At 53.8% G+C, this 26079-nt stretch carries 31 protein-coding genes and 1 tRNA gene; 12 read left to right on the top strand and 20 right to left on the bottom strand.

Going from position 1 to position 26079, the window contains the following annotated elements:
• Positions 1-38: 38 nt before the first annotated feature.
• The 3 genes from rnr (at position 39) to OSH04_RS02260 (ending at position 4726) form a co-directional block, all read left to right on the top strand.
• A complete protein-coding gene (gene rnr / locus OSH04_RS02270) occupies positions 39-2516 on the top strand; it encodes a ribonuclease R (protein ID WP_083053400.1) in 2478 nt (825 codons plus the stop codon).
• A 69-nt stretch (positions 2517-2585) separates the two neighbouring features.
• Positions 2586-3332 carry a 23S rRNA (guanosine(2251)-2'-O)-methyltransferase RlmB gene (gene rlmB, locus OSH04_RS02265; protein WP_035272375.1) on the top strand — a complete coding sequence of 249 codons (747 nt, stop codon included), beginning with the start codon at positions 2586-2588 and terminating at the stop codon, positions 3330-3332.
• Positions 3333-3490: 158 nt separating this feature from the next.
• Positions 3491-4726: a cystathionine gamma-synthase family protein gene (locus OSH04_RS02260; protein WP_035272377.1), complete on the top strand. Its 1236-nt coding sequence runs from the start codon at positions 3491-3493 to the stop codon at positions 4724-4726.
• Positions 4727-4739: 13 nt separating this feature from the next.
• Here OSH04_RS02260 and pdxR read toward each other — a convergent pair whose 3' ends face one another.
• Entirely contained in the window at positions 4740-6212 is a 1473-nt protein-coding gene (gene pdxR / locus OSH04_RS02255) for a MocR-like pyridoxine biosynthesis transcription factor PdxR (protein WP_247966709.1), read from the bottom strand.
• Between the two features lie 319 nt (positions 6213-6531).
• Here pdxR and OSH04_RS02250 point away from each other — a divergent pair, with 319 nt between their 5' ends.
• The 3 genes from OSH04_RS02250 to OSH04_RS02240 are packed head-to-tail and all read left to right on the top strand — an operon-like array spanning position 6532 to position 9478.
• Positions 6532-8091 carry a nitrite reductase gene (locus OSH04_RS02250; RefSeq protein ID WP_235332508.1) on the top strand — a complete coding sequence of 520 codons (1560 nt, stop codon included), beginning with the start codon at positions 6532-6534 and terminating at the stop codon, positions 8089-8091.
• Between the two features lie 13 nt (positions 8092-8104).
• Positions 8105-8449: a c-type cytochrome gene (locus OSH04_RS02245; protein ID WP_026483439.1), complete on the top strand. Its 345-nt coding sequence runs from the start codon at positions 8105-8107 to the stop codon at positions 8447-8449.
• 48 nt (positions 8450-8497) lie between these two features.
• Positions 8498-9478, top strand: coding sequence for a precorrin-2 dehydrogenase/sirohydrochlorin ferrochelatase family protein (locus tag OSH04_RS02240; protein ID WP_266107880.1), 981 nt, complete (start codon positions 8498-8500; stop codon positions 9476-9478).
• A gap of 338 nt (positions 9479-9816) precedes the next feature.
• Here OSH04_RS02240 and nirJ read toward each other — a convergent pair whose 3' ends face one another.
• From nirJ to cobA, 7 genes are read right to left on the bottom strand one after another with little or no spacing between them, the layout of a single operon-like run.
• Positions 9817-10950, bottom strand: a complete 1134-nt coding sequence (gene nirJ / locus OSH04_RS02235) for a heme d1 biosynthesis radical SAM protein NirJ (RefSeq protein WP_266107879.1) — start codon at positions 10948-10950, stop codon at positions 9817-9819.
• 2 nt (positions 10951-10952) lie between these two features.
• Positions 10953-11450, bottom strand: a complete 498-nt coding sequence (gene ahbB / locus OSH04_RS02230; protein ID WP_266107878.1) for a siroheme decarboxylase subunit beta — start codon at positions 11448-11450, stop codon at positions 10953-10955.
• A gap of 1 nt (position 11451) precedes the next feature.
• Positions 11452-11937: an Lrp/AsnC family transcriptional regulator gene (locus tag OSH04_RS02225; protein ID WP_035272387.1), complete on the bottom strand. Its 486-nt coding sequence runs from the start codon at positions 11935-11937 to the stop codon at positions 11452-11454.
• The gene (ahbB, locus tag OSH04_RS02220; protein ID WP_266107877.1) at positions 11930-12925 is read right to left on the bottom strand and encodes a siroheme decarboxylase subunit beta; all 996 of its coding nucleotides are present in this window, start codon (positions 12923-12925) and stop codon (positions 11930-11932) included. The genes OSH04_RS02225 and ahbB (OSH04_RS02220) overlap by 8 nt, the downstream gene beginning before the upstream one ends.
• A complete protein-coding gene (locus tag OSH04_RS02215; protein WP_266107876.1) occupies positions 12906-14066 on the bottom strand; it encodes a cytochrome D1 domain-containing protein in 1161 nt (386 codons plus the stop codon). Before OSH04_RS02215 ends, ahbB (OSH04_RS02220) begins: the two co-directional genes overlap by 20 nt.
• Complete coding sequence (locus tag OSH04_RS02210) at positions 14063-14386, bottom strand: c-type cytochrome (RefSeq protein ID WP_238441784.1); 324 nt, start codon at positions 14384-14386, stop codon at positions 14063-14065. Before OSH04_RS02210 ends, OSH04_RS02215 begins: the two co-directional genes overlap by 4 nt.
• Positions 14387-14436: 50 nt before the next feature.
• Positions 14437-15219 carry a uroporphyrinogen-III C-methyltransferase gene (gene cobA, locus OSH04_RS02205; RefSeq protein WP_137430256.1) on the bottom strand — a complete coding sequence of 261 codons (783 nt, stop codon included), beginning with the start codon at positions 15217-15219 and terminating at the stop codon, positions 14437-14439.
• 574 nt (positions 15220-15793) lie between these two features.
• Between cobA and OSH04_RS02200 the strand changes: the two genes are divergently transcribed.
• From OSH04_RS02200 to OSH04_RS02190, 3 genes are all read left to right on the top strand, one after another.
• Positions 15794-16066: an HU family DNA-binding protein gene (locus tag OSH04_RS02200; protein WP_003799450.1), complete on the top strand. Its 273-nt coding sequence runs from the start codon at positions 15794-15796 to the stop codon at positions 16064-16066.
• Between the two features lie 91 nt (positions 16067-16157).
• Positions 16158-16233 (top strand) — tRNA-Val (locus OSH04_RS02195).
• Between the two features lie 179 nt (positions 16234-16412).
• Complete coding sequence (locus OSH04_RS02190; RefSeq protein WP_266107875.1) at positions 16413-17531, top strand: site-specific integrase; 1119 nt, start codon at positions 16413-16415, stop codon at positions 17529-17531.
• On the opposite strand, the gene OSH04_RS19725 is transcribed toward OSH04_RS02190, so the two are convergent.
• From OSH04_RS19725 to OSH04_RS02145, 10 genes are all read right to left on the bottom strand, one after another.
• A complete protein-coding gene (locus OSH04_RS19725) occupies positions 17479-17733 on the bottom strand; it encodes a helix-turn-helix domain-containing protein (RefSeq protein ID WP_035272393.1) in 255 nt (84 codons plus the stop codon). The genes OSH04_RS02190 and OSH04_RS19725 overlap by 53 nt on opposite strands.
• Before the next feature lie 87 nt (positions 17734-17820).
• Positions 17821-18051 carry a hypothetical protein gene (locus tag OSH04_RS02185; RefSeq protein WP_239055370.1) on the bottom strand — a complete coding sequence of 77 codons (231 nt, stop codon included), beginning with the start codon at positions 18049-18051 and terminating at the stop codon, positions 17821-17823.
• Complete coding sequence (locus tag OSH04_RS02180) at positions 18048-18917, bottom strand: ParB/RepB/Spo0J family partition protein (RefSeq protein ID WP_266107874.1); 870 nt, start codon at positions 18915-18917, stop codon at positions 18048-18050. The genes OSH04_RS02185 and OSH04_RS02180 overlap by 4 nt, the downstream gene beginning before the upstream one ends.
• Positions 18914-19198, bottom strand: a complete 285-nt coding sequence (locus OSH04_RS02175) for a hypothetical protein (RefSeq protein WP_266107873.1) — start codon at positions 19196-19198, stop codon at positions 18914-18916. Before OSH04_RS02175 ends, OSH04_RS02180 begins: the two co-directional genes overlap by 4 nt.
• Complete coding sequence (locus tag OSH04_RS02170; RefSeq protein WP_266107872.1) at positions 19191-19391, bottom strand: hypothetical protein; 201 nt, start codon at positions 19389-19391, stop codon at positions 19191-19193. Before OSH04_RS02170 ends, OSH04_RS02175 begins: the two co-directional genes overlap by 8 nt.
• On the bottom strand, positions 19388-19675 hold the full coding sequence (locus OSH04_RS02165) for a hypothetical protein (RefSeq protein ID WP_266107871.1): 288 nt from the start codon (positions 19673-19675) through the stop codon (positions 19388-19390). Before OSH04_RS02165 ends, OSH04_RS02170 begins: the two co-directional genes overlap by 4 nt.
• Positions 19668-20498, bottom strand: coding sequence for a hypothetical protein (locus OSH04_RS02160; protein ID WP_266107870.1), 831 nt, complete (start codon positions 20496-20498; stop codon positions 19668-19670). The genes OSH04_RS02165 and OSH04_RS02160 overlap by 8 nt, the downstream gene beginning before the upstream one ends.
• Complete coding sequence (locus OSH04_RS02155) at positions 20495-20653, bottom strand: hypothetical protein (RefSeq protein WP_155274656.1); 159 nt, start codon at positions 20651-20653, stop codon at positions 20495-20497. Before OSH04_RS02155 ends, OSH04_RS02160 begins: the two co-directional genes overlap by 4 nt.
• Positions 20650-20901, bottom strand: a complete 252-nt coding sequence (locus OSH04_RS02150; protein WP_266107869.1) for a hypothetical protein — start codon at positions 20899-20901, stop codon at positions 20650-20652. Before OSH04_RS02150 ends, OSH04_RS02155 begins: the two co-directional genes overlap by 4 nt.
• Before the next feature lie 423 nt (positions 20902-21324).
• Positions 21325-21540 carry a hypothetical protein gene (locus OSH04_RS02145; RefSeq protein WP_266107868.1) on the bottom strand — a complete coding sequence of 72 codons (216 nt, stop codon included), beginning with the start codon at positions 21538-21540 and terminating at the stop codon, positions 21325-21327.
• Between the two features lie 153 nt (positions 21541-21693).
• On the opposite strand from OSH04_RS02145, the gene OSH04_RS02140 reads away from it, so the two are divergent.
• Positions 21694-22434: a hypothetical protein gene (locus tag OSH04_RS02140; RefSeq protein WP_266107867.1), complete on the top strand. Its 741-nt coding sequence runs from the start codon at positions 21694-21696 to the stop codon at positions 22432-22434.
• A gap of 132 nt (positions 22435-22566) precedes the next feature.
• Here the strand turns inward: OSH04_RS02140 and OSH04_RS02135 are convergent, their stop codons facing one another.
• A complete protein-coding gene (locus OSH04_RS02135; RefSeq protein ID WP_266107866.1) occupies positions 22567-23508 on the bottom strand; it encodes a phosphoadenosine phosphosulfate reductase family protein in 942 nt (313 codons plus the stop codon).
• 164 nt (positions 23509-23672) lie between these two features.
• Between OSH04_RS02135 and OSH04_RS02130 the strand changes: the two genes are divergently transcribed.
• On the top strand, positions 23673-24332 hold the full coding sequence (locus OSH04_RS02130) for a hypothetical protein (protein ID WP_266107865.1): 660 nt from the start codon (positions 23673-23675) through the stop codon (positions 24330-24332).
• Between the two features lie 37 nt (positions 24333-24369).
• Here OSH04_RS02130 and OSH04_RS02125 read toward each other — a convergent pair whose 3' ends face one another.
• The gene (locus tag OSH04_RS02125) at positions 24370-25257 is read right to left on the bottom strand and encodes a recombination-associated protein RdgC (RefSeq protein ID WP_266107864.1); all 888 of its coding nucleotides are present in this window, start codon (positions 25255-25257) and stop codon (positions 24370-24372) included.
• A 78-nt stretch (positions 25258-25335) separates the two neighbouring features.
• Between OSH04_RS02125 and OSH04_RS02120 the strand changes: the two genes are divergently transcribed.
• The gene (locus OSH04_RS02120; RefSeq protein ID WP_266107863.1) at positions 25336-26019 is read left to right on the top strand and encodes a hypothetical protein; all 684 of its coding nucleotides are present in this window, start codon (positions 25336-25338) and stop codon (positions 26017-26019) included.
• Positions 26020-26079: the final 60 nt, after the last annotated feature.

Raw genomic sequence — 26079 nt, 5'->3', positions numbered from 1 at the left:
GATTATAGGCATACTTTATTAATAATGGAAGTGTCCTTTTGAATAAAAAACATCAAGACAGTACTGAGGACCGTATTCAATCAACGGGCCGTTATGAGTTGCCGCCTGACTTCGACCCGGATACCCCGACGCGGGAAGTGATCCTGGCGGGGCTGCGCGAAGATGCAGACGGCCTGACCATGCAGGCTCTGGCGAAAAAGCTGGGCCTGGGCAAAGAAATTACGGTGGGTTTCGAGCGGCGTGTGCGCGCAATGGAGCGCGATGGTCAGCTGCTGATTTCCCCCGAAGGCAAAATTCGCAAAAACAACCAAACTGGTTTTATCGCCGGCAAAGTGTTGGGCCATCGCGACGGCTTTGGTTTCTTGCAGCGCGACGATGGGCAGCCCGATCTGTTCTTGTCGCCTCGAGAAATGGCCAAAGTGTTGCACGGCGACCACGTTATGGTGCGTATCGTCGGTGAATACCGCGGCAAGCCAGATGCCTCGATCGTCGAAGTTACTGCGCGCCACACCAGCAAGCTGGTGGGCCGTTTCCTGCGGGAACGTGGCACGTTCATCGTGGTGCCCGAAGATCAACGTATCAAGCACGACATCCTGATTCCCAACGGAGACCAGGGCGAGGCCGAGCCCGGTCAGGTTGTGACGGTAGAGATTACTCAGCAGCCCGAGCGCCATCGTCAGCCTTTGGGGCGTGTGATTGAAGTGCTGGGGGAAATTGACGATCCCGGCATGGAAATCGAGATTGCCGTGCGCAAGTTTGAAGTGCCGGTCGATTTTTCCGAGAAGGCGCTCAAGCAGGCTGCGCGCATTCCCGCCAAGGTCAAACCATCGGAATACAAAGGCCGCGTAGATTTGCGCGATGTGCCTTTCATCACGATTGACGGTGAAGACGCACGAGACTTTGATGACGCGGTGTACTGCGAACGCGTTGATATCGGCACGGGCAAGCGCTCGCGCTGGGCATGGCGTTTGCTGGTTGCGATTGCCGACGTCAGCCATTACGTGCGCTCTGGCGATGCCCTGGATGAAGACGCTCTGGAGCGTGGCACCAGTGTGTATTTCCCGCGCCGCGTGATCCCCATGCTGCCAGAAAGCCTGTCCAACGGGATTTGTTCTCTGAACCCGTCGGTAGACCGTCTGGTCATGGTGTGCGATATGGTCGTGTTGGCCGATGGTGCCAAATCCGGCACTGTGTCGGCCTACCAGTTTTATGAAGCGGTCATTCATTCACATGCACGCACGACATATTCCGATATCTGGAGCGCCTTGCAGCAGCCCACTGGCCCGGCGGCCACCCAGATTCAGCATGTGCTGGAGCCTGTGCAGAACCTGTACTCTCTGTACCGCTTGCTGGCCGAGCGCCGTACCGCCCGTGGTGCGATTGATTTCGATACGGTTGAAACCAAGATTGTGTGCAACCCCTTGGGTCGTATCGAACGTATTGAGCCCTTGGTCCGTAATGACGCGCACAAGCTGATTGAAGAGTGCATGTTGGCAGCCAATACCTGTGCTGCCGACTTTATTGCTCGCAGCCGTCGCAACGGTTTATACCGCGTGCACGAAGGCCCAACGCCGCCCAAGCTGGAAGCCTTGCGTGAGTATTTGCGCAGTTTAGGTTTGACGCTGGAAGGAGGCGACGAGCCTACTTCTGCTGATTACGCCAAAGTCGTGGCTGCGGCTCGTGGCCGTTCTGACTTTGCCGTCATTCAGACCATGTGTTTGCGGTCCATGCAGCAGGCTATTTATAGCCCGGAAAAAACGGGGCACTTCGGTCTGGCCTATTCGCAATACGCGCACTTCACCTCGCCGATTAGACGTTACCCGGATTTGCTGGTGCACCGTGTCATCAAGGGTATTTTGAAGGGCGAGCGCTACATTCCGGCTATCGACGAGGATCCGGGCGATGCCGCCTTGCCAGCCAGCAAGCGTGACTTTGCACGTTGGGAAAAATTGGGTGCCTTGTTGTCGGCGCGCGAGCGTCGTGCTGATGAGGCTTCCAAAGATGTGGAAGCCTGGCTCAAGTGCTGGTTTGTTAAAGAGCACGTGGGCGAGGAATACTCCGGCAAGATCAGCGGCGTGACCAGCTTCGGTCTGTTTGTGACGCTGGATACCTTGTATGTGGAGGGTCTGGTCCATGTCTCCGAGCTGGGTGCGGATTACTTCCAGTACAACGAAACTTCGAACGAGCTGCGTGGTGAGCGCACCGGTCTGCGTTATCGCCTGACCGACGCGGTGCAAGTCCAGGTTGCTCGTGTTGATCTGGAAGCGCGCCGTATTGAGTTCCGTCTGGTTAAAGGCGTGGGCTACAAGGCGGTGAAGGCGGCAGCTGAAGGGGGTGATCCATCCGAGCGTCCCATCAAGAAAGCGGCTCCAACCAAACCGCTGGCCTTGAAGGGCACCACGGCATCCCAACGACGTGCTTCGCAAAAACAGGCTGAGCGGGATGAAAAGCGCAGTGCGGAGAAGGCAGCCAAGTCTGCGAAATCCACGCGTAGCCCTAGAGGACGCCGTCGATAGGCGTACAATGCCAAGCCGGGCTTTTTGCCCGGCTTTCTTTATTTGCTCTTATTTCCCCCAAGGATTGTTATGCCTCAGCAGGTTTTGGCCGGTTTTCATGCCGTTATTGCCCGAGTTCGTTTTAGCGCTGCTTCGGTGCGCGAGGTCTATGTGGATCAGACCCGGCGCGATAAACGGATGCTGGCTTTTATCGAACAGGTAGAACAGGCTGGCTTGAAAGTCATGGCTGTGCCGGTCGAGCGTCTGGATGGTCTGGCCAAAGGCACGCGCCATCAGGGCGTGGTGGCATTGGCTCTGGAGCAAGAACTGGCTGTCGATGTCAATGAATTGCTGGACGATCTGGAAGAGGCCGGTCAGGTTCCTTTTCTGTTGATTCTGGATGGAGTGACAGACCCCCACAATCTGGGGGCCTGCTTGCGTAGCGCCAATGCGGCAGGTGCCCACGCCGTAATTGCGCCTCGTGACCGCGCTGTGGGTCTGAATGCCACCGTATCACGCGTGGCTTGCGGCGGTGCAGAGTCTACGCCTTACATTACGGTAACGAACCTGGCCCGTACCATGCGTATGCTGCGCGAGCGTGATGTCTGGTTGGTTGGCACCAGCGACCAGGCCACGCATACCTTCCACCAGGTCGATGCCCGCCGTCCCATGGCCTGGGTAATGGGTGCCGAGGGCGAGGGCATGCGCCGTCTGACTCGTGAAACCTGCGACGAGCTGGTTTCCATCCCCATGATGGGCGCAGTAGAAAGCCTGAACGTTAGCGTCGCCAGTGCGGTTTGCTTGTACGAAACCTTGCGTCAACGTAGCCAGTCTTAATTTCTTTTAAGTCTTGTTACTTGCTTAATTACTTATTTGTATAAAAAACGGCGGGTTTCATCCGCCGCTTCACCAGATAATAGGTAATTGGCCGTCAGCCGGGCAAAACCCAATCGGCGCTGACGGTGTGTACACGCATTATGGGCTTGGAAACGATCATGGAAGAAAACGGCTTTATTACCTCTACCTTGCACTCTGACCGTCGCTTGGGCACGCAACATGGCGCTATCCATCAGCCATTGCACCCATCGACCGAGTTCGGTTTTCAGGATGCGCGTGAGCTGGCTGCGGTCTTTCAGGGCAAGTCCGGCTTTACCTATTCCCGTCAAGGTACGCCCACCACGGCGGCGTTGGAAGCCAAGATTACACGCATGGAAAAAGGCATAGGCAGCGTCAGTTTTGCCACAGGTATGGCGGCGCTGACAGCAACCTTGTTTACCTTGCTGCGCCAGGGCGATCATCTGATTGCCAGCAAATTCCTGTTCGGTAATACCAATAGCTTGCTGGGGACTTTGCGCGACCTGGGTGTACAAACCACGCTGGTGGATGCAACCGATCTGGCCCAAGTGCAAGCCGCACGGCAGCCCAATACCCGCATGGTCTTTGTTGAGACCATTGCCAATCCCGGTACACAGGTAGCTGATCTGCAAGGGGTGGGGCAATGGTGTCAGGACGAGGGGCTGTTGTATGTGGTCGATGCCACCTTGTCCTCGCCTTACCTGTCGCCCGGCCGTGAGTTCAAGGCCTCTCTGGTGGTCAATTCCCTGTCCAAACACATTGGTGGTCACGGTAATGCCTTGGGTGGCATGGTGACGGATACCGGCCTGTTTGACTGGACGACCTACCCCAATATTGCCGAGGTCTACCGCACGGGCAATACGCAGAATTGGGGTTTGGTACAGATTCGGAAAAAGGGCTTGCGCGATATGGGCGGCACCTTGTCGTCTGACGTGGCTCACCGCCTGGCCGTCGGTTCGGAAACCTTGCCTTTGCGTATGGAGCGTATCTGTTCCAACGCCCTGGCCTTGGCGCGCCATTTGAAAGCGCATCCCAAGGTCAAGCACGTGCAGTATCCCGGCCTGGAAGATCACCCGCAGCACGAGCGTACGGCTCAATTGTTCGGCAATCGCTTCGGTGGCCTGATGAGCGTAGTGCTGGAAGAGGGCATTGAAATCTTCGACTTCCTGAATCGCCTGAAAGTCTTTGTACTGGCTACGCACTTGGGTGACAACCGCAGTCTGGTGCTGCCCGTGGCCCACACCATCTACTACGAGATGGGCCCTGAGCAGCGCGCTCTGATGGGCATTGCCGACAATCAGTTGCGCATCTCCGTAGGTATCGAAGAGATTATCGATCTGACCTCGGACTTTGATCAGGCGCTGGCCCAGTCCTAAGCTCTTCGCACATCTAGCCATGGTTCAGCCTGGGCTGTATCAGGGCTAGATGCTGCATTGCTTGCTGCAATTCCCTGCATTCCAGATTCGCATAGCCAAACAGCAGATGGCGTGGATTCGTGCTGTCTGTTTCCTGGCTGGCGGCCTGTGCCAAAGGGTAGAGCCGTATGCCATGGCGCAGTGCCGCAGCGGCAACGTGGTGGGCATTTGGGCTTTGTTGTGGCAGGCAAAAAGCCAGATGCATTCCAGCATTGTGTCCGCTGACTACGCCCGTATTTCCCCACACTTTTTTCAGTCCCTGCAGCAGCGTATTGCGTTGCTCCAGATAACGGCGGCGCAAGTATTGCAGGTGCCGTGGATAGTCATACTCATCAAAAAAACGTGCCAACACGGCTTGTGTTAGCCAAGGTGACCCGTTGTTGAGCAAGGCCTTGCGAGCAATAAAATCCTGGCTCAGGTGGGGAGGACAGACCATATAGCCCAAGCGCAAACCAGGGCCCAAGGTTTTGGAAAACGACCCCAGATAAATCACCTGCCCGGGGCTCATGGCCTTGAGTGGCGCGGGCAAGGCCGGGCCATAACAGAAGTCCCCGTCATAATCGTCCTCAATAATCAAAGCGCCACTGGTACTGGCCCAAGCCAGTAGCTCCTGTCTGCGACTTACCGTCAAGGTGTGCCCCAAAGGGTACTGATGGGAGGGCGTGACGAAAGCCAACTGAACAGCCTTGTCGGGCAGTTTGTCTGTGCGCAAACCGTGCTGGTCTACAGGCACGGGAATACTTTGTGCGCGGTGCCGCGCCAGCAAATGTCTGAAGCCGTTGTAGCCGGGCGACTCATGCACTGCACAGCTTTTTTCGTCCAGGAAATGAGCTGCGATCAGACTCAAGGACTCCTGTGTTCCTGCAGTGATGATGATGTGCTCCGGGTCAGCCAGTATGCCCTTGCTGGCCGCCAGATAATCCGCAATTTGCAGCCGCAAACCCCATAGACCTTCAGGCGGTGGATAGTCTGCCATGGCAGAGCCTGCGTAACGCAGCAACTGGTTGGACAAATAAATGAACTGTCGCAGCGGAAAAGCATGGACCGAGGGGCGTCCAATCTTGAAATCAAAACGAACGGGCACGCTGGCAGCAGGCACATGCACGCCGCTGGCCTGTGCCGTGCTGGTACGTGGGCTGCGTGAACAGTGGGCCGTCTCCAGCACAAAATCCGGTGCCAGGCGACTGCGACCATTGCGGGTAGGTGTAGCCACAAAGAATCCCCGGCTAGGTTCGCTATGAATCAGATTGGAGTCGATCAGCAAGTCATAGGCACCCATGATCGTATTTTTGGAAACCTGCAGCAGAGACGCCATTCGGTTGATTGAAGGCAGGCGATTGCCTTCTTGCAAACGTCCCGAACAGATCAGGGTTTCGATTTGACGTGCAATTTGTCGTTTATACGGTGGGCTATGAGTATGGGAAAGCGTAATCGGTAAAGAAAACATGGCGGGACCGGAAAAATAATCAAAACCATCAAGGGCGAGCCAGGCCGGGCCACTATAGGCAGCAGCCTCTAGTTTTAACTTGAGTTAGGTCAAAATGAATATTCGTTCGTGATAAATTTATCCGGCTTCTTGATCTGCCAACTGGCCCCTTGTCATGGATGTTTTTATCTAGGTAAGAGTATTTAATATCTCGTAATTACGATATAAAAAAACCATCCCCATTATTTAATCCGTATCCATACCTTCTCAGTAAAAAATAACAATCGTTATAGTTTGTTTGGTCTTGCCCTTTAGCAAGGCAATTGTTGGAGGTAATGGAATGTATAGAAAAATGATGACCCTGGCCTTCCTGTCTACCACCGTCAGCGCGGCTTTGGCGGCCCCGACGGAAGAGCAAGTTCGGGTAGACAACTTGTTTCAGCAAAACTGTGCGGTGTGTCACGCAGCCGACCGGGGAGGGTATATCGCTCCGGGCCTGCACAGTGATCGCCTGGTTCAAAGTGAGATTGCCTTGCGCGGCACCATCATGACCGGGATTCCGGATACCTTGATGCCACCTTTTGTCGGACGCTTGCCCGACGAGGACATTCGCGCGTTGGCCAAGATGATCAAGAACGAGCCCGTGGTGGAACGCACTTGGGATATGGATCAGATACGTGCCAGCGTGAAAGTGCTGGTAGACGAATCCACCTTGCCCGGCAAACCCAATTACGAGATCGATTCCGTCTACGACTTGATGGTCATCATGGCCCGCGGGCGTTATGGGCGGGGCGATGGTTCCAATCAGGCTCGTGCTGTTTTCATCAATGGCAAGAACAACCAGAAGGTGGGTGAAATTGCCACGGTTGGCGCGCCACACATCATGGAATTCAGCCCCAGCCACGAGCGCTGGGGATACCTGAAAAGTGATGATGGCCACGTCTACAAAATCGACTTGTACACCTTGCAGATTGTTCGTCAGGCCAAGGTGGGGCTGACTGGTACGGGTATTGCCTTATCCAAAGATGGCAAGTGGCTGGCACTGAGTTCCTTCGTACCCAACAGCATGGTTATCCTGAAGGCCGACACCCTGGAACCAGTGAAATATATCGCTCTGGAGGGCGAGGACCCGGACGGCAATTTCATCAAATCCGCCGGTGGTCCGATTATTGGTAGTCGTATCAATAACAAGTTTGCATTGACACTGCGCCAAGCCGGGCAGATCTGGATTATTGATCCAGACAAGCCGGATATGCCGGTCACCAAACTGGCCAAGGTCGGCCGCATGTTGCACGACACCTTCCTGACGCCGGATGGTCGCTATTCCATGGTGGCTTCTTACGACGACAACAAGTACGTGGCCATCGACCTGAAGGACGACAAGGTGGTACGTGACATTCCGGCTGGCTGTCAGCCCCACGCAGGCTCGGGTGCTGTCACGGAAGTGAACGGCCGCATGCTGGCCTTCGGCACCAATATGGGCACCTGCAAGTTAGGCTCCGTGGTTACTGCCTGGGATGTCAAAGACTTCTCTGTGGTGAAGCAGATTCCCGTTGCCGGAGCCACCGAATCCCCCGCCGCCCATCCTAATGCCCCGTATGTGGCGGTGGACATTATCGACAAGGACAAGCGCGCTTCCTGGATTCAGCTGATCGATAAAAACACCTTGTCCGTGGTGAAGACTTTGGACGTGGGTGGTCATGCCTTCTTCCCCAACTACAACCGCACGGGCGATTACCTCTACGTCAGTTCGGGTTACTGGGGAGATCGCTTGAAGATTTACGACAGCCGCAGTCTGGAGCTGGTAGCTGAACACAAGATGGAAAGCCCATCGGGCATTTTCTCGCGTGCCCGTACCCGTTGGCTCACCATTGGTCAGCCTGAAACCCAAAAATTCTAAGCAAAGGAACGTCATGAAAAAGCTTTTTATGGGTATGGCTCTTGTGGGCCTCTTGGGTTCCAGTGTCGCTTTGGCAGCGGACAAACCAGTGGGTTTACAAGGCTCGCATGGGCAGTCGCAACTATCGGCTCAGGCATCGTCCATGCTGCCTTTGTGCGCGTCCTGCCATGGGCTGGAAGGTGTCAGCACGGAGGGCATGTATCCCAACCTGGCAGGGCAGAAGGTGGAGTATCTGGTCAAGCAGCTACAGCAGTTCAAATCGCGAGAGCGCAACGATCCCATCATGAGCCCCATGGCCGAGCCTCTCAGCCCGGAAATGGTGAATGAACTGGCTGCCTACTTTTCCAGCCTGAAGTAAGTGTGAACCGGGCGCCAGTGTCTGCTGGCGCCTTAAGGATGTCGTGCAATGAATGTGTTTCCCTTGTTCTTCAATCTGACCGGTAAGGCGGTTGTCGTCGTAGGTGGCGGTACGGTTGCGGAGCGTAAAGTTCGGCTCTTGCTGCGTGCAGGCGCGCGAGTCACCGTCGTCGCACCGGAGCAAACCTCCTGGTTGAGGGCCAGTGCTCAGGCGGGTGCTTTAAGCAGCTTGTTTACTTCCTTTGTTGCCGAGCATATCCACGAGGCCTGGCTGGTTGTTGCAGCAACTGGACGGCGCGAGATAAATCGCATCGTGGCTCAGGCAGCCGACGCCTTGCGTCTGCCCTGTAATGTGGTCGACGATGGGCATCTGTCTACCGTACAAGTCCCTGCCATGGTCGACCGTTCGCCCTTGATGATTGCGGTCTCCTCTGCAGGTTCAGCTCCTGTACTGGCGCGGCGTGTTCGGGAGTGGATAGAAAGCGAGCTGCCTGAGTCAGTAGGGGACTTGGCCGGTTTGCTGGCTCGCCGCCGAGCCGATATCAAACAGGCTTTCCCCGAGGTACATACCCGTCGTCATTTCTTTGATTACGTACTAGATAGTCCTATCCCCGATCTCCTGGCGCAAGGCAAGGCTACGGAAGCGCTGGCAGCCTTTGATGCCGCCTTGAGGACAGCAACCCCTCAGCAGCATATTCAGGTCACCATTTTGCCTATCGCCGACTTGGAGGCAGTGGACTTGCTGACGCTGCGCGCCTTGCGCAAATTGAACCAGGCAGATTGGGTCTTGTACCTGCCACTGATTTTGCCTGCGATTTTGGAGAAGGCACGTCGTGATGCCCGTTTGATGGCCTTGGATCAGGCGGGGGTGGTCTTGCAAGACACCTTGTTGAATCGTGATTTCTGGGCACCCCTGTGCCAGTCCTGGGTGCCAGGCGAGCGCATCGTGATTGCCTGGAAGTCATCGTGGGATGTACAGCCTTTGGTTGAGCTGTTGCAGCAGCAAGGCTTGATCTGTGAGCTGGCCTAGGTGCGCTATCAGCTTGCTTAGGTGAACTGTGTGATGAAGAACTAAGTGAAGTGTTGTTGTTGTTGTTGTTGTTGTTGTTGTTGTTGTTGTTGTTGTTGTTGTTGTTGAGTGAGGCAAGATCGCTTGCCTCACTTTTTTTGGCCTTTCGATTCAGGTCTGTTTAGCCTGGTGCTCACCGCCTGTGGTGTCTTGATTCTGTACGTGTTTCCCCACAGCAGTTCACCTGATTCTATTGGGGCGCTGAGTGTTGTGTTGAGGCTTTAGACGGCAGGGGGGGGAGCCGTAGTTCCAGAACTGTGGCTGAGTAAAAAAGCTCTAGCTAATCGTTTGGAAAGTCTTCAGACAGTGATTTCCTGATCGTTGAGATAGCATCCCGGATCTTCTGCCCACACGTTGCCTGTGCTTTTTTCTGCCCGAGTGCGCGTATTGCCATTGCAGATATCCAGGTAGGCACAGCCAGCACAGCGCCCCTGTACAGGCCTGGGTCGTTGCCGCAGGCCTGTCAGCAAGGGATCTTGATCGTTGGACCAAATCTCCGAGAAAGGCCGTTGCAACACGTTTCCAAGGCTGTAATGCCACCACATGGTGTCGGGATGAACATTGCCACGGTTATCGATGTTCGCAATTCCTTGGCCGGAGGAATTGCCTCCCCATTGGCGCAACATAGTCAGAATTTTGGGAGCTTGCTCGGGGTAATGCCGTCGCACCCAGTGCAGAAAGAAAACACCGTCAGCATCGTTGTTGCCCGAGGTGAACTCCTTGGGTTTGCCGGCTTTTTGATAGGCCATGCAGGTTGTGAAAAGCTGCTCCATAGCCTGCCGGGTGACGGCGTGGTGACTGGCCAGGGCGCGGTTGCCCAAACCCCGACCTGCATAGTTCAAATGGGAGAGATAAAAGCGGTCGATTTGTTCCTGCTCCATCACAGCCAGCAGGCCATTTAGATCAACTGCATTTTCTTGAGTCAGGGTAAAGCGCAGGCCTACTTTCAACTGTTTTTCACGGCATAGTCTCAAGCCGTGCAAGGAGGCCGCGTAGGCTCCGTCCTCTCCACGAATTCGGTTATGGCGGGCCTGCAAACCGTCCAGGGAGATGCCTACGTAGTCAAAGCCGCAGTCGGCAATCTGATCAATATTTTGCTCAGTTATCAAGGTGCCGTTGGACGATAGTCCTACGTACATGCCCAATGCTTTCGCGCGTCGGCCCAAGTCGTAAATATCTGGGCGTAGCAAAGGTTCGCCGCCGGACAGGATCAGGGCGCGCACACCGAATTGATGCAGGTCATCCATGACAGTGCAGACTTGTTCGTAGCTCAGCTCGCCAGGGAAGTCCTTGTTGGTAGAGGCAGAGTAGCAGTGGCTGCAATGCAGATTGCAACGACGTATCAGATTCCAGATCACCACAGGGGCCTTGCTGACGCGTGTCGGCGCAACAGGAGAGTGCAGGGCAGCAACAAAACGGGATATCCGGAACATGCTCAAGGCCTCCGTAGACGCAGGCCGGTCTTTTTAAGAATGGCCGTGGAAAACAAAATATCGTGATCGTGCAGGACGCCAGGAAAGCGCTGCGATATTTGCAGGCTGATGCTCTGTGCCTGGGCACGTACCGTGTCATGGTCCTTGCCATGCAGCATGGCGAACAGGTTGTACGGCCACTGGGGTAGACGACGCGGACGACGATAGCAGTGGCTGACTCCGGCTTGCGAGCCTAGCCATGTACCGACTAGGTCCAGCTTGTCGTCCGTGATATTCCAGACGCACATGCCATTGGCTACGTAGCCCAGAGCATAGTGATTGGGGATGGCTGCAATGCGCCGTATCAAGCCTTGGTCCAGCATGGTTTGAAACTGCTTCATGACATAAGCTTCGGATACACACAACTCTTGCGCCAGTTTTAGGTAGGGCTGTGGCTCTATCGCCAAACCCCGCTGCGAGGCATGGATCAGTGCGGTATAGGCGGGATTCAAATGCTCCATATCAAAGTTCCAGTTTCAGGCTTAGGGCGTATTCCTGCTCTTTGGGAAAAGCAAAGACGGGCAGGCCGGTTTCAGCTTCGATTGTCTGCAGGCAGGATTCGATGTCTTGCGGTGTCGCCGTAGCCAGTACAAACCACATATTCAAGGCATGGGCGCGCCGGTAATTGTGAGCGACTTCAGGATGGCGGTTGACGGCTATGACGGTACTGTCCCAGCGTTTTTCCGGTACGGCCATAGCGACCAGGCAGTAAGCACCGCCTAAAGCCTCGATCTGGAAGAGGGGCCCAAAGCGGGTCAATATCCCGGATTGGCGCAAGTGCTGGACACGAGCAATCAAGGCAGACTCGCTCAAGGCAAAATCAGGTGCCAACTGTGCAAAGGGGCGGGAGCAGATGGGGAAACCATCTTGCAAGCGATTCAGAATGTGGCGATCGGTGTTGTCCAGTTCAACCGGCGCATGCAATGGTGGGGTGTGATGATCAGTCATGATGAGCCGGGCTAAGCAGTGCGCCTCGTTGTTTGAAGCAGCGAGTGGAGAACAACACTTCCTGCGGGAGCTGACCCAAGTCGAAACGATTATTCAACTCCGCATGGTGTGTCAGTACGTCCTGACGGTTTTTGCCATGAATCATGCAAAACAGATTGTGATTCCAATGTGGCGGGCAGGGCTGCCGCTGATAGCACAGCGTGATGCCGTCTTGCCTGGCCAGCTCCCCGCCTAGGGCATCAATGCGATGCTTGTCTACCGTCCAGACACACATGGCATTGGCTTGGTAGCCCAGTTTTCGATGGCGCAGGACCACGCCAAATCGCCGGAATATGCCTTGTTCCAGAAAGCCGCGTAGCTGTTGCAGCACTTGTTTCTCGCTGATCTGTACTTGCTCTGCCCAAGGCTTGAAGGGGTCGGCTTGAATCTTCAAACCTTGCAAAGAACACTCCAGCAGTTTGCGTTCAGTACTGCCTAATGCGGGCAGCCCCTTGCTGGGCGACAAGGAGCTGGTGCTCTTGGTATGTGGGACAAGGCTAAACCCCAGGTCAATGTGATAGGCCCGGATCATGGGCAAGGACAAGGGCAACAAGCCAGTATGTTCAGCGATGTGCTCCAAGGCCGCCTGCCGTTCTTGTTCATTCGCACAGGTCAGCACAAACCAGAGATTGATGGCGTGTTCGCGCTCGTAGTTGTGGTTCACGGCGGGCAGGGCACTGATCCAGTCCGCAACCGTGTTCAGATCCCTGGCTGGTACATGCATGCCCACCAAAGTGCTGCTCATACAGGCAGGGTTCAGTACTGGCCCGATACGGCTGATGATGCCTTGGTCTTGCCAGCGTTGCAGGTAGTCCATCACGGCTTGTTCGCTAAGCCCCAAAAGCAGTCCCAGCGTGCGGAACGGTCGGGGTTCCAAGGGGAAGCCATGTTGCCAGGCGTTCAATAGTTGAAAGGCAGAAGGGGAAAGATCAGAAACCAATGCGACCACTCCGATGCGTAAAAAACACTCCACTCGGGTGCTGAATATCCAGGCTGTCCAGACGCTTGAAATTGTGGGTGTCGTACACACTGACCTTGTTGTCGTCTCGCGCTGAAATCCAGACAGCCTCACCCCTAGGGGTGAATTCCATGTGGAGAACGGCTTTGCCTACGTCCAAGGTTTGAACCACTTCCAGGGTGGCGACATCAATTACCTGTACCTTGTCGTTGTCTGGAAAAGCGAAGTTCACCCAGACCTGACGGCCATCGGGCTGAGCCATGACAAAAACGGGCTGTCCATGAACCGGAATGCGAGTTTTCTCTTGCCAGTTCACGGTGCTGGCGACCAGAACCTCATGGCGTCCAATGGCCGGTAAAAACAAGTCCTGGCCAGCCAAGGACCAGCCCCGTAGATGCGGCATTTTGTAGACGGGCAGGGTGGTCTCTCCCCGGCCATAGCCTTGCAAGATTTTTTGGACTCCATTTTCAGGATTCCACAAATCCAGCATGGCCAGGGCATCCTCGCCAAACAGTCCGGCAATGTAGTATCTCCCATCCGGGGTGACCATGGCATCGTAGGGCTGACGACCCGCTGCAAAACGCCGTGTTGTGGGGCGTGAGGGGTCGGATAAATCGGTCAGCCAGATTTCGCCTGCCTCGAACAAGGAGTAGGCGAATTGCTGATTGGGTAAGTCAGCCAGACCAACCACTTTGGCGCGTTTGTTGGGGGCGTAGTAAGACGGAACTTCACTGATCAGGGCCAGGGTGTCCGCATCAAAAACCTTGATGCCACCCGGTTCGTAGTTTTGCACCACAATCAGCTTGCCATCCTGGGAGATGGCGCCACCTATGGCATTGCCGGACTGAATGATGCGATGGACTAGAACTTGTTGAAGCAGGTCCACTTTGCTCAGGCCACCGTCCCGCCCAAAGACATAGCCATAACGCCCGTCACGTGAGTAGGTGATATGGGCGTGGGACAGATCACCCAAACCTTCAATTCGCGCCAAGCGGCTACGATGACTGGTTTCAACGACAGCCACACTGCCTGTCGCACGCTCTACAACCAGCCCCAGGTCATTCGTGCCGCGTAGTGGGTTGGCACAGCCGCTTAAAGCGACAATCAGGCCTAGAGTCATCAGTGCTTTCATGGCGCTGCATCCGATTCATGGAGAAGAAAATGAGCCAGCCAGAGACTTTCTGCTGGCTGCAAGAAGCGGTTCCAGGCAGGCATGGCTGTTCCGGGACGCCCCTGCATGATCGTCAGGGCGATCTGCTGTGCGCTTTGGTCTCGCAAGGCGTTAGCTGTTAAAGCAGGCCCCAGGCCTCCTTTCAGGAGCAAGCCATGACATGAGCCGCATTCTTGATGAAGCAGCGTTCGTAAAGAGGCTTGCCGCTCCGGTGTCAAAGCGGTTTCATCAGCAGCGGCTTGTTGTGGCCAAAGAAGGGAGAGCAGCACAGCTAGCCACATGTTGGCCAGAAACTGCCTGCCACTGGGCTTCAAAGGGAAGTGCAAACCTTTCACATCACGGCCCAGGAGGGTTCGCAGGCGAGGGCATTTTGCGTGTTTGAGGCGGGTTGCGGGTAGTCCGGATGCAACTGCACCACCTGGCCGATAATCAACAAGGCTGGGGGACTGAAGGTTTGCGCAAGCTGTGGAAGTGTTTGCAAAGTACCCAAGCCCCAGCGCTGGCTTTTAAGCGTGGCATCTTGTGCCAAGGCGATAGGCGTATGCGGGCTGCGCCCATGTTGAATCAAGGCTTGGGCAATATGGCTGCAATTGGCCATGGCCATGTAGAACACCAGCGTACAGGTGGGATCAGACAAGGAGGCCCAGTTCAATTCCAGTCCTTGGTTGTCGCGCAGGTGCCCGGTGATAAAGCGCACACTGCTGGCCAGCCCGCGATGGGTCAAGGGAATGCCTAGAGAAGCTGCACAGCCTGTAGCCGCTGTAATCCCGGGTACAACTTCAACCTGGACTCCATGTTGTTGCAGGTACAGCTGCTCTTCGCCTCCACGGCCAAAAATAAAAGGATCACCGCCTTTCAAGCGGACAACGTGTTGATGGGTTCGGCTCAGCGACAAGAGCGTGTTGTTGATATCGTCCTGCATGCTGGGCTTGCAGGCGGCCACTTTACCGACGTCATGCAAGGTGGCCTCCGGGTTGATACAGCTCATGATGGCGCGGCTGACCAGGCGGTCATAGACCACCGCATCTGCATGTTGCAGCAGGTATAAAGCCCGTAGTGTGAGAAGTTCAGGGTCGCCAGGTCCCGCCCCAACCAAATAAACCTTGCCGTGCATCGCTGCGCTCCTTGACGGTAGCAAGTACCGAAAGACAGTCAAACAATGCAGAAAATTGTAGGAGGGCAGGCCGCTTCGATATGGGCATGGTTGGTGTTCAGGAGAGGGGTGCAGAAAGGAAGCTTCTGGCTCTCAGACAAGAAGGTAGGGTGGGGCTAAGTGCGAGGCATATAAGGAAATTTATGCGAGCGACGGCCCGCAGAGTCGCTGATGGACGTGCGTAAGTGCTTGAAGAAATGTTCAAAAACGCAGTATCAGCCAGCTAATTTTTTGGGGTTTCAAAGCCCAAATAACATATTTGAGGCAGCCTGTTAAGTTTCTCGATGCAAAATAGGGAAAGTCCTGCAACTTGTATCAACAGTGAGCAATGATGCGGGTTACAGGGGTTTTTTTGCTTGACACGGGTATTAAACGAAGGCTTAATACGCGGTAGCCAACCGGGGCACTTGTGCGCCCGGTAGCGATGACAGACGGTAGTGCTTGCTTGCCCTGTCGTTTGTCACTATTAAGTCTGACCGCCACAAACTGGTTCCCGCTGGGGGCCCGTAAAATAATTTTCAGGGGTATTTTCTCAATGAATAAAACCGAGCTTATCGAATTCATTTCCACCAAAGCCGATCTGTCCAAAGCTGACGCTGGTCGTGCACTGGATGCGTTTATCGATGCCGTGACCACCACGCTGAAAGAAAAAGATACGGTTACTCTGGTTGGTTTTGGCACCTTCGCTGTGTCGGAACGCGCTGCCCGTTCGGGTCGTAACCCACGTACCGGTGAAACCATCGAGATCGAAGGCGCAAACGTGCCCAAGTTCCGTCCCGGTAAGGCTCTGAAAGACGCTGTGAATTAATTTTTAAATTAATTTACGCAAAAGACTTGCAAAAAGAATTCTTTGGTCCTATAATTCTTTTTCTTCACAAGAAGAACGGCATCACAGAAATGGGTGCTTAGCTCAGCTGGTAGAGCGGCGCCCTTACAAGGCGTAGGTCGGGGGTTCGAACCCCTCAGCACCCACCATTTCTTTTGCTAGTCGAATCAAGCACTTAGGTAAAACTAAGTGCTTTTTTTGTGCCTGTTTAACCAACTTTTTGGGTAGTCTAAGGTAGCCTCAACCAACCAAGATTGGCTTGCTACCAACTCTACTACGCCCTACATTGAAGCCTGTTTATGCCTGAATGGCGTGCTGGAGAAATGTAATGGCTGGTAAGCGGATTCGCACAAACGGCACCTGGGAATACGTATTCAAAAAAGCCGGGTTGCTGGAAAAACCGATCTATATGACATTCGCCTCTGAGCAAGAGGGCGATGAGTATGCCCAACGGCTAGAGGCACTGTTGGATCGGGGCATCATTCCTTCAGAGCATCAGCCAGAAGGGCGCATCCTGACCATTGCTGCGCTGGACAGAGAGTACCAGCGTGAAGCCCACCCATCCTCAAAGGACGCCGCATCGCTGCGCGTGATTGTGCGCATGCATGGCGATTGGCCGTTGACCAGGATCACTGCCGGCTGGGTAGATAATTGGATTTCAGAAATGAAAAGGGTGGAGCAGCTTGCGCCAGCCACTATCCGTGCCCGTGTGGGGGCGTTGGCGCGTTGTACCGATTGGGGAATGAGAAAGGGCTACGTCCAGTTCCCTGATCATCCACTGCGCTCGTTACCGGATGGATACGCACAGTACACAAAGATGGATGCTGCGCTGTCTGGTGGTGGACGTGTTGATACAGAGCGGGACCGTCGGCTTGAGCGTGGCGAGTATGAAAAGATACTGGCAGTAATTCAAGAGGGCCGACTGCCGCGAGCAAGAACTGATCTACCGTATGCGCCAGCTTTGGAGTGCATTTTTATTCTGGCGGTGGAGACAGCGATGCGATTGAGGGAGATGTATACCTTGACGCTTGTGCAGGTGGATCTGGGTCAACGCACGGTGTTTCTTGAGAAAACAAAAAATGGCGATAAGCGTCAGGTGCCTTTGTCTTCGGTTGCTATGTCAGCATTGGAGCGATATTTAGCGTTCCGATCGGAGCAGGGATGGGATCATGATCGGTTGTTCCCTTGGTGGGGTGGGCGGCATGATGCGGCGAGTCTTTCAAAAATAAGTGACTTCCTCTCAAAGCTTTTCAAGAGAGTCTTTGCGGCGGCTGATATCGAGGACTTGAACTTCCACGACTTTCGCCATGAAGCTACCAGCCGCCTGTTTGAGAGAACCCGCTTGTCCGAGACGGCGATCATGCGGATCACTGGCCACAAGAGCCAGCGCATGCTCATGAGGTACGCGAACCTGCGCGGGTCCGACCTGGCTGATTCACTTTGGTGATCCCGCGCATGCGGTCAGCAGTCTGCTTGATCAAGAGCTGGTCCAAGTAGTTGAGAACGTCACGTGTCAGCATGACGTAGGCGCGTCCGACCTTCGCCGCTGGCACGGCACCAGACTGGATGATCTCAAGCATGGTCTTGGGGTGTACCTTCAAAATGTCGGCCGCACCCCGCAGATCAGTTGTGTGATTGTTGGTTTGCATGTTTCTTCCATAAAAAACCCGCCACGGGGGCGGGTAGATTCCAATCTTTGGCCGTTCTGGCCAGGACTTCCAAAATTCGATCTTGCATTAGCGGGCCTGCCGAAACTCCTGCAGGAACCGCTGGCGGAACTGCTCTGTATCCAGGTCCGTAGTGCGAACCTTCGTATTCTCAGGGTTATTCATCCAGTTCCACATGCGCGTGCTGAGCATTTGAGCGCCGGTGATCTGGCGCTGCAGCTCATCGATCTCGCAAGCTACGCATCCAGTGCGACTGCGATGCACCTGGGCTTCACTGTGTTTTTCGCAAGTAGCTTTCACTCTTCTTTCTCCGTATTCATAATGGCCTGCAGGTCGAGTAAGGCCTGGGCCGGAACAAGCACATAATCTGTGCCGCCTTGTTCAGTCCGTTCGTATTCGACGGTAGATCGCAGAAACTTCTGCAGTGGGGGCGCGATGGCTTTCACGGTTAAGCGGGGGCGGTCGGACAACATGCGGGGTGTGACCTTCGTCTTGCCTTCATCCTGTGCCCGCTCAGCCGCCTGTTCGATGATCTGGCCTGCTTGCTCGCCGTGCTGGCGCACCAGGCCGACCGCTGCTGATGCTGACACTTGGCCCGAGTTGATTGCCCGCTGTACGTCTGAATTTGAGTTGGCAAGCATCAGCATTTGCTCAACGTAGGTGCGAGATTTGTGCACGCCCTGGGCAATCTGGGTGGTGGTCCAGCCAAAGTGCGCCAGTCGTCGGTATCCCCGTGCTACTTCCAAGGCTCCCAGACGTCGGTTCTCCACGCTGGTCAGGATACGCAGCGTGCGCTCAGCATCACTTCCCTCAAACGGCACGATGCTGATCCATGCTTCTGGCGGCCCACCATCACGGGCTGGAGTTCTGGGCAGCTTTCCTGCGGCGTCGAGTAGGAGCAGGGCGCGTCGCCGCCGGTACCCGTCAACCACCCAAACTCCACCTTCTTCACGTGGGCGTACTTCCAGTGCTGGGTAAGTGCCTCCAGCCCCGATAAAGTCGGCCAGGGCTCGGATACTTTCGTCAAACGAGACTCCATCGGCATCGACCGCTGTTTCATCCCGCAAATTGAATCCCGGCTCCTCGTGGATGTCCTCCAGGCGGATCTTCATTGCATCTGCCCGCTTGATCGTTTTGTCACCGATCATGCGTTTGAATGTGGTCATGAGTTTGCTCCTTCACGTAGCATTTTGAGCAGGGCAGTCCGGTACTCACCCAGGCTCAGGTACGAGATAGCGGACGCATCGCAGGCGACGAAGGCCTCGATGTTGGCCAGGGTTCTTTGGTGTTGGTCGATCCGGTTAGCGGCTTCGAGCATGATCGCTGTAGGCAGGACCACGCCCTCTGCAGGCCCGCTAAAGTCCCGCCATCCAAATTCCGGCTCACCATTGGCCTGGATCGGTCCCATTGGATACTTGCAGCGCAAGCGGTGGGTGAGGTCATCCATGGGCAGCCTCCTTTCGTATTAACTTCACACGCACCTTGCGGCGCTTGGACTTAGACTTTCGTGAGAACCAGAGCGCCAGCAAGTAGGCAAGAGTGACGGCCATCATGAACCCAATGCCTGGCAGGAAGCCGTCAAGAAACTTGCTCAGCATCACCAGGTAATTGAACTCAATGCCGAAGAGGGTGACGGTCACTGGCCTGGCTCCTTACTGGCTGCGATGCGGTAGACTCCTTGGCGTTTAGGTATGCGGGCGATCAGACCGGCTTTGGCTAGCTTGAATAACTCCATACTCACAGCCTGCCGTTTCTTGACCTGACCAGTTGATCGGTAAATGTCGATCATGATTTGATCGATGCTTGCGATCTTTCGCTGCCGTATGCTGGTAAGGACCGGGTTCTCTGTCTGAGTAATTGCTTTCTTACTGAGCTGGGCCAGCAGCTCTGGCGGAAGTCCTTCAATATCTTTTTGTTTAAGCATTGCTATTCTCCTTACGGGCTGCTTCCATCAACCGGGTGGCGCGGTTGTAGCCAATCGACAGTCGTCGGGCCAGCTCAGCTATGTATTTCACGCCGCAGTCTTTCACCATCCAGTCTGCTGCGCCTTGAAGTGGGTCCTCATCCACCTTGTCGGCGTCCTGCTGACTTGACGATTTTGTCAACTTGGAAAGTTCATCATGCTGGGCGAGTGCGGCGCGGGCTTGCCATCCCTCTTGCCGTCCGTATGTTTGGGCAAAGACCTCTACGGCCCGAGCGAACCCCTTGAACCCAGGCGCATTGTGGCAGTCGTACTGCTTGGCAAGCATCTCGATTGCGGCATCTGTCAACCCATCAGCACCGCTTACAGGTTTCTGCTGACTTTGCAAATTTGGCGATTCGTCAACCGGCTTTCTTTGCATTTCGGGTGATCTGTCAACCAGCTGCGCCTGCAGCGTTTCGACTTGCTTACGCAGCGCTTCAATCTCCGCATCTCTCGCTGGGGTACCTGCCATCACATCCTCGAGCGTTTGCTGTGTGAGGCCTGGCTGGGTGGCAGCGGGGGCGGAACTATAGCGAGACAGCAGCGCACGGGCGAAAACGACAATGCCGTAGGGCATGCGATCGCAATCGATTCCCAGCGGCTCAACTGCAATGTCGATAATTTCGTCGTCGGTCGGCTCCGCACTCACAGGGGCGGCACCGGCGAAAAGAGGCACCCAAGCGCCGGATGCTTTGCGTACATCCTCGATCTGGCCATTGTGTAGTGGGCCTTCGTACCCACCGTCACTGCGCGGGCGATACCAGAAAAGTGGCTCTTGGTTCATCGTTTTTTCTCCCTCAGTTGGGGGTAATTAGGGTTGGGGGCAGCTTTGGAGGTCACCGGGATGAATGCGCGTGTGCCGTAGACCTGTGCTGCGCGTTGCAGGTTGAACGCTTCTTGCGGGGTAGACCGCGCCTGGTTGTGTGGGTGGGTGTTCATGCGGCCTCCTTGCGTCGGCGTGCCCCTGGATACTCGGGGTGGGGTTTGTACTTTGTAGGAGCGATCACATTCGCAAGCAGCGTTTTCCATACGTCCTTGGTGTTGGGCACTGCAAGCAGCTCCGATACCGGCATATCCAAGGTCACTCCATCGAAGTCCCTTGGGTTACCTGGGCGGGCTAGGGATTCAACAACTGCAACAGGCACGGCAATATTGCTGCCTGTGTTGTAGTAATCGAGGTGCGCCATGATCCGATCATTCGAGTACCGGCCAGCGCGGGACAAACGCCAGCGATAGCCCTTGTCGTCTTCCGCCCAAAGGGTGATGTACCGGTGCTCGCGCAATGTGTGCATTACGCTGATTACGATGTAGTCGGGCACTGTCTGGCCTCCCATCCGTTCTCACCCCAGACCACACAAGAGCGTTCCAGCTCATGGCACAGGGATGCATATCCGTTATTGAAATGACCGTGAGTACGTGTCTTGTGCAAGAGCACACGCACCTCCGGGTCATGGCGAAGGGTAAAAAATTGCCCCGGTTCGATGTGTCGAAGGCGGGGCAGGGGTCGGGCAAATTCGGCTTGTCTGGCCATGCGGCCTCCGTTTTCATCTACTGGGACGTCAGAGCTTCTGCTCTGGCAGTGGGGGTGGCAGATTCCTCTATCTGTCTGGCTACTCACCAGCGAGGGCCAGCGCACCATCCAGGATGGAGCGGATTGATTTCGCCACCTTCTCGGGCTGACCTAAGTCCACCACTAGTTCTGTGGCTTCGAGGTCGATTCCTGCAGCGTCAGCGAACGCCTGGGTGGTCTTGGCAAGCATATAAACGTAGGCGCGCAGCTTGCGTGCCTCCTCAGCGGTCGGCGCTGGAGATTCAGCGGTGGTCATGGGGTGATCCTAAAAAAGAAAAACCCCGGTTGAGTGAATCAAGCGGGGTTGTGGCGCGGCAGGTTTTAAAAGTGTTCTATTTTATAGTTTATGTACGTAAAAGTAGCTCGCTAAGCGTTACACTTTTGATTCTATAAGACGGAGGGTTTAGTAGTGGGTTTTGGAAAATTAAAAATATGGAATGAGCCTTGGTTTAAGGAAAACTGGGTTAAATCCTTAGTTGGCTTCTTAGTTGGCTTCTTAGTTGGCTTCTTGGTCGGCATTTTTGCTGGCTTTGTTTATTACAGTACAGATAAGCAAGGCTTGATTGGCGTTATTGGTACATGGGTGACCGGGGTAGCGGCAACATCTATTGCGTGGCTAGCCTATAGAGACCAATATAAGAAAAAAGAGAATACAAGAAAATATACATTTCATAAAATTAAGAATTTACAAGAAGACCTTGCTTTAGGGATGTTTGGTGTTTTTGATTTAATAGAAGTATGGGGGGGGAGGTTTGATAATTGGGGTGGTGAGAAAAAAACCATGTCGGAGATACTTGATGTACTTAAAAATGAAAAAAATTGGCCAGATTTAATTATTGAGTTGGATGTTAGGGATTGTTTTTCTTTTGAGGAATTAACGGAAATGGAAGGCCGTGATTTAAATATAAAAAAAATTAGAAGAGAGATGGTAGGCGTTTGTAGTAAAAGATATGGCTATGATAATGTTAATGAAGTTAAGGTATACGAGGGTATAGTTGATAATATGAGGTGTATTTCACGGGAATTGAATTATGTCTCTGGAGATACAAAACAAAAACTAGCAGAGCTATTGAAGAGGGCCGATCAAGTGTTGATTGATGTGAAGTTGCTGCCGGAACCTGATTATGGTTATGAGGATCTTGACGATTAATCAAATACGGGGCTCCGAACATATTTTGTCTTAAATGCAGTAAGCGTTGCGGTGAAGAAGGGGAGCGGATGGATTTCATCGTCCATATTGCAAGGTTCCCGGATGAGGGCGGCGGCGATTGTTGCTGTTGTTTCATTCGCATAAGCCATAGATAGACGAGCAGCTGGAGGCGTCTGCAAAGATTCGCGTAAGGTCGAACTGGCGGCCTCCACGGCTTGTCATCGCCCACTGGATAACCGACTGGATGCCGTGAGTGTCGTGATTGATGCTGATCATTTCGCGTGAATTGCCTGGGATAGTGTCGGCCTCGAACAGTGTGCTAGACCCTCTTTTACTGGCCTTGCTTACCATGCGCTCCCATTCTGAAACGCGCTCCACCTCTTCGGGGAAGCGCTTAGAAATTTCAAGTAGCTCATCTTTGCGGGCATGGATGCAGGGCATACAGCCGACGCGACCCATGCCTTGAAGATAAAGAGGGTTGGGCTCAATGCCCATGACGCGATGCGCATTAAAAACGTCTGAGACATTCCAGCGCAAAATTGGCCGGTAGTTGAAAAGACCGCCTCCTACCTCGTCGCACTCAGGCAGGCAGCGTCGGGCCAGGCTTTCGTCAGCTCGAACGCCTTGCCAAGAAAGTACCAACTGGTCCTTATCCATTAGCGGCATCATGACTTGTTCGATAAGCGGGTTGCGTTTCAGTTCTATTGAGCAGAATCTCGCTCTAGTTGATGGGAAGCGGCCCTTCCACAGGCAGAGGTCCAGAAATGGGATGCCAGTGGGATGCAGCACTGCCAGGGCCTGCTCAACAATCGAGTCCGGCACTCCCTGCTCACGCCACTTCGTATCCACATAAAGACGCTTTCTGGCGATCTGCTCAGAGAAGTCCGCTTTCACCCAGCGGATCGGCACACCAGTGGCCTGGGCTAGGTAATGCACATAGTCATAGGTCTGCTGATGTTCATGCCCAGTGTCAGCAAAGACGGCCTGCAGGTTGGGTGCTTCCTGAACGATGGCCAGCAGCAGTAGGGCTGTGCTGTCCTTCCCGCCCGAGACTGAGACGACGTTGTGGGTCATGGGTTGATCCTAGAAAAGAAAAACCCCGGTTGAGTAAATCAAGCGGGGTTATGGGGTGTTGCTGTAGTCGTGATGCTTCATAGGAGGGGCGTCCTATTTCAAGTCAGTTGGTAATCGGCTATCATTCTCCGAATAATAGGTAACAAAAAATTTTCTGGGATTTTATGAAGAATCAGGATAAAGAGGTCATTGCTTTGATAGGCATTGGCATCGTTTTAGGGCTAATAATTGGTGTTGCTATCGGCATGCTGACTTTGAGCAATTTTTATCCAACTTTCCAATCAGACAAATGGGCCGCTTGGCTACAGGCAGTAGGTTCAATTGTTGCTGTTATTGCGGCTTTCATTATTTCAGGAAATCAGACTAGAAAAGAGAGTTTAAAAAAATCAGAGGAAAATAGGTCAAAAATAGACGGAGTCTATGTGCTTGCAAGGCAGGCTAGAGCAACAGCTTATAAGAAAATAAAAAATATCAGAGAAGAAGGGGATATAGTTAAGAAGAAGGAAATAGCTATAATTGTAATAAAAAATTTTGAATCTTTTTATGATTTTATGAGTAGGGTTAATCGTCATGAGCATCCCTATTTATATATAGGAATTTATTTGAGTAACTCGAGGAATGCAGTCTCCAGGCTATTGGCTATTTTGTCTAAGTTTGAAGAATTGGATTGTTCATTGCCTCCTAATATTCCTTATATTAGGAGTTTGGAGTATCAGATGGAAATTCAGTTTCATTCATTGGATAGGGCTACGAAGAAAATCAAGTCTATTAAGAATAGATATAATGGAGAAACAGATCCAAATGTTGGTGTTAAGAAAAATTAAATATTTTATTTAATTGATATTGGCTCTTTTTTATTTCTTAGCTACCTAAGGCTTGTAATAGATCGTTGATCATCTTGTCCAGCTCGGAGGTCATCAAGGCCATGTCGGCATCAAAGATTTCGTCATCGTTGACGGCCGTCACGTCTTGCTTTTCAGTCAGGATGTCCAGTGGGGCCACGCGTTTGATGTCCAGTGCATCGGTCAGCACAAAGCTGATTCGATCCGCCCAGGTCATGGCCAGGCGGGTGCACTGCTTGCCGGCTTCAACGTGCTTGCGCACTTCGTCAATGTCGGCGCTTTGTTTCACGTAGCGCACAGCAGCACCGCTATTGCCGGTGGAGCGCAGTTCCGTGTCCTGGTCAACGGTGAAGTTGGCCAGTTCTTCTTCCTCGACCAGCCAGGCGGTCATGGCGGCACCGGGTGATTGCTCCGTATACAGGGGCTGAACTGGGAAGGGTTCCACGCTCTTTGCGAACAGGCCTAAAACCTCGTCGCTCTTAGCCACGACTGCAGCATCAATCACAAACCAGTGGTTTCGTGTGTCGATCCACACCATTGTGTCGCGCTGCACAGCGTGAGAGCGGGGCATCAGATCAATGATGATCTGCTCTTTGATTTCCTTCATCTGCTTGCGGCCTGGCTTGTAACCTTGTTGCTCTTCGATTTCGCGGGCCTTCTCGCGTGCAGCCTGGTTGACCACAGCGCTGGGCAGCAGCTTCTTTTCAGCACGCATGCAGATCAGGTACTGTCCGTTCACTTCATGGACCAGCTCACCGCCTTCGCGTGGCGGCACCCAGCCCAGGCTGAGAGGTTCTTGGCTGCCGCCAGGGGCGAATTGATGCTTGGCCAACAGATCGGCCAATTGTTGGGCGGACAGGGCAAATGCCGTATCCAAGCGATAGATACGCAGGTTTTTAAACCACATGGGTGTATTCCTTTCAGGATGGGCTATGCTTCTCGCGATCAATAAGTAGGGAGAAGCAGAATGAGCAGGAGAGAGGGGGTGAGAATACTGGCCTTAGGATTCTCTGCTGGCGCAGTTGGAGGCTTTTTGGGGATCGCGGTTACTTCTTGGCTCGCAGATGGCCACAAAGTACTAGGCGCCTCTTGGTGGGAGTTTATGACTGCTTTTGGAACAGTTGGCGCTACTCTATTTGCGGGGTACTCTGTACGTCAGAGCAGAATGATCGCAACGGAAAGCGCCAGACGGGCCAAAGCCTCAGTGCTTGAGCCCAAAAGAGCTGGCTATTACGCACTTTTAACTGATTGCAAAGCCACGTATGCCGCCATGACTGGAGTGATGAACTCTACGAATTTTGATCAGTCGGCTCGAGATCAGTGCAGCTCATATCATTGGACCAGACTGTGTAACCCTGTCGCATTCCAAGTTCCGGTTGTTGAGGTCGGGGAATGGGCTGGTTTGGATGAGAAATCAGCAGACTTGATAGCCCAGGTTGGGGCTTTGATCAATGAGGCGAAGACTGGAGTTTCTCGGCTGCTACCCTTGGAAATCCATGCTAGTGCTGATTCTGCTATTGATGTAATGAATAAAATAGATAGCGCGGTTTACAAGGCCAGTCTTGCAATTAACAGTTTGTATCCCGACTCTATTCACGAGCTAGGAATCAAGCAGGCACGCAATGATTTTATAAGAAAGTTGGAGGATTTTAAGAAACGATATTCTTAACGCCAGCTAGTCTCTATCTATTGGTTGCTTGATGGTTATTTGGTTGAAGGGGAGTGGCAT

It is taken from the genome of Alcaligenes nematophilus (assembly GCF_026344155.1).
In the GTDB taxonomy this organism is placed as follows: Bacteria; Pseudomonadota; Gammaproteobacteria; order Burkholderiales; family Burkholderiaceae_B; genus Alcaligenes; species Alcaligenes phenolicus.
Note: the sequence above shows the minus strand (reverse complement) of the source record. Positions and strands in the feature narration are given on the sequence as shown.

Bases quoted from the DNA above. Each gene is read 5' to 3' on its own strand.
- OSH04_RS02180 (WP_266107874.1), bottom strand. From the start codon at position 18,917: ATGACCACATTCAAACGCATGATCGGTGACAAAACGATCAAGCGGGCA.
- OSH04_RS02125 (WP_266107864.1), bottom strand. From the start codon at position 25,257: ATGTGGTTTAAAAACCTGCGTATCTATCGCTTGGATACGGCATTTGCC.
- OSH04_RS02215 (WP_266107876.1), bottom strand. From the start codon at position 14,066: ATGAAAGCACTGATGACTCTAGGCCTGATTGTCGCTTTAAGCGGCTGT.
- OSH04_RS02145 (WP_266107868.1), bottom strand. From the start codon at position 21,540: ATGACCACCGCTGAATCTCCAGCGCCGACCGCTGAGGAGGCACGCAAG.
- OSH04_RS02150 (WP_266107869.1), bottom strand. From the start codon at position 20,901: ATGGCGCACCTCGATTACTACAACACAGGCAGCAATATTGCCGTGCCT.
- ahbB (WP_266107878.1), bottom strand. From the start codon at position 11,450: ATGGAGCATTTGAATCCCGCCTATACCGCACTGATCCATGCCTCGCAG.
- OSH04_RS02200 (WP_003799450.1), top strand. From the start codon at position 15,794: ATGAATAAAACCGAGCTTATCGAATTCATTTCCACCAAAGCCGATCTG.
- OSH04_RS02155 (WP_155274656.1), bottom strand. From the start codon at position 20,653: ATGAACACCCACCCACACAACCAGGCGCGGTCTACCCCGCAAGAAGCG.
- pdxR (WP_247966709.1), bottom strand. From the start codon at position 6,212: ATGTTTTCTTTACCGATTACGCTTTCCCATACTCATAGCCCACCGTAT.
- OSH04_RS02245 (WP_026483439.1), top strand. From the start codon at position 8,105: ATGAAAAAGCTTTTTATGGGTATGGCTCTTGTGGGCCTCTTGGGTTCC.
- nirJ (WP_266107879.1), bottom strand. From the start codon at position 10,950: ATGTTCCGGATATCCCGTTTTGTTGCTGCCCTGCACTCTCCTGTTGCG.
- OSH04_RS02165 (WP_266107871.1), bottom strand. From the start codon at position 19,675: ATGCTTAAACAAAAAGATATTGAAGGACTTCCGCCAGAGCTGCTGGCC.
- OSH04_RS02260 (WP_035272377.1), top strand. From the start codon at position 3,491: ATGGAAGAAAACGGCTTTATTACCTCTACCTTGCACTCTGACCGTCGC.
- OSH04_RS02160 (WP_266107870.1), bottom strand. From the start codon at position 20,498: ATGAACCAAGAGCCACTTTTCTGGTATCGCCCGCGCAGTGACGGTGGG.
- OSH04_RS02250 (WP_235332508.1), top strand. From the start codon at position 6,532: ATGTATAGAAAAATGATGACCCTGGCCTTCCTGTCTACCACCGTCAGC.
- cobA (WP_137430256.1), bottom strand. From the start codon at position 15,219: ATGCACGGCAAGGTTTATTTGGTTGGGGCGGGACCTGGCGACCCTGAA.
- OSH04_RS02135 (WP_266107866.1), bottom strand. From the start codon at position 23,508: ATGACCCACAACGTCGTCTCAGTCTCGGGCGGGAAGGACAGCACAGCC.
- OSH04_RS19725 (WP_035272393.1), bottom strand. From the start codon at position 17,733: ATGCAAACCAACAATCACACAACTGATCTGCGGGGTGCGGCCGACATT.
- OSH04_RS02210 (WP_238441784.1), bottom strand. From the start codon at position 14,386: ATGTGGCTAGCTGTGCTGCTCTCCCTTCTTTGGCCACAACAAGCCGCT.
- OSH04_RS02130 (WP_266107865.1), top strand. From the start codon at position 23,673: ATGAAGAATCAGGATAAAGAGGTCATTGCTTTGATAGGCATTGGCATC.
- OSH04_RS02175 (WP_266107873.1), bottom strand. From the start codon at position 19,198: ATGGATGACCTCACCCACCGCTTGCGCTGCAAGTATCCAATGGGACCG.
- OSH04_RS02240 (WP_266107880.1), top strand. From the start codon at position 8,498: ATGAATGTGTTTCCCTTGTTCTTCAATCTGACCGGTAAGGCGGTTGTC.
- OSH04_RS02225 (WP_035272387.1), bottom strand. From the start codon at position 11,937: ATGACTGATCATCACACCCCACCATTGCATGCGCCGGTTGAACTGGAC.
- OSH04_RS02190 (WP_266107875.1), top strand. From the start codon at position 16,413: ATGGCTGGTAAGCGGATTCGCACAAACGGCACCTGGGAATACGTATTC.
- rlmB (WP_035272375.1), top strand. From the start codon at position 2,586: ATGCCTCAGCAGGTTTTGGCCGGTTTTCATGCCGTTATTGCCCGAGTT.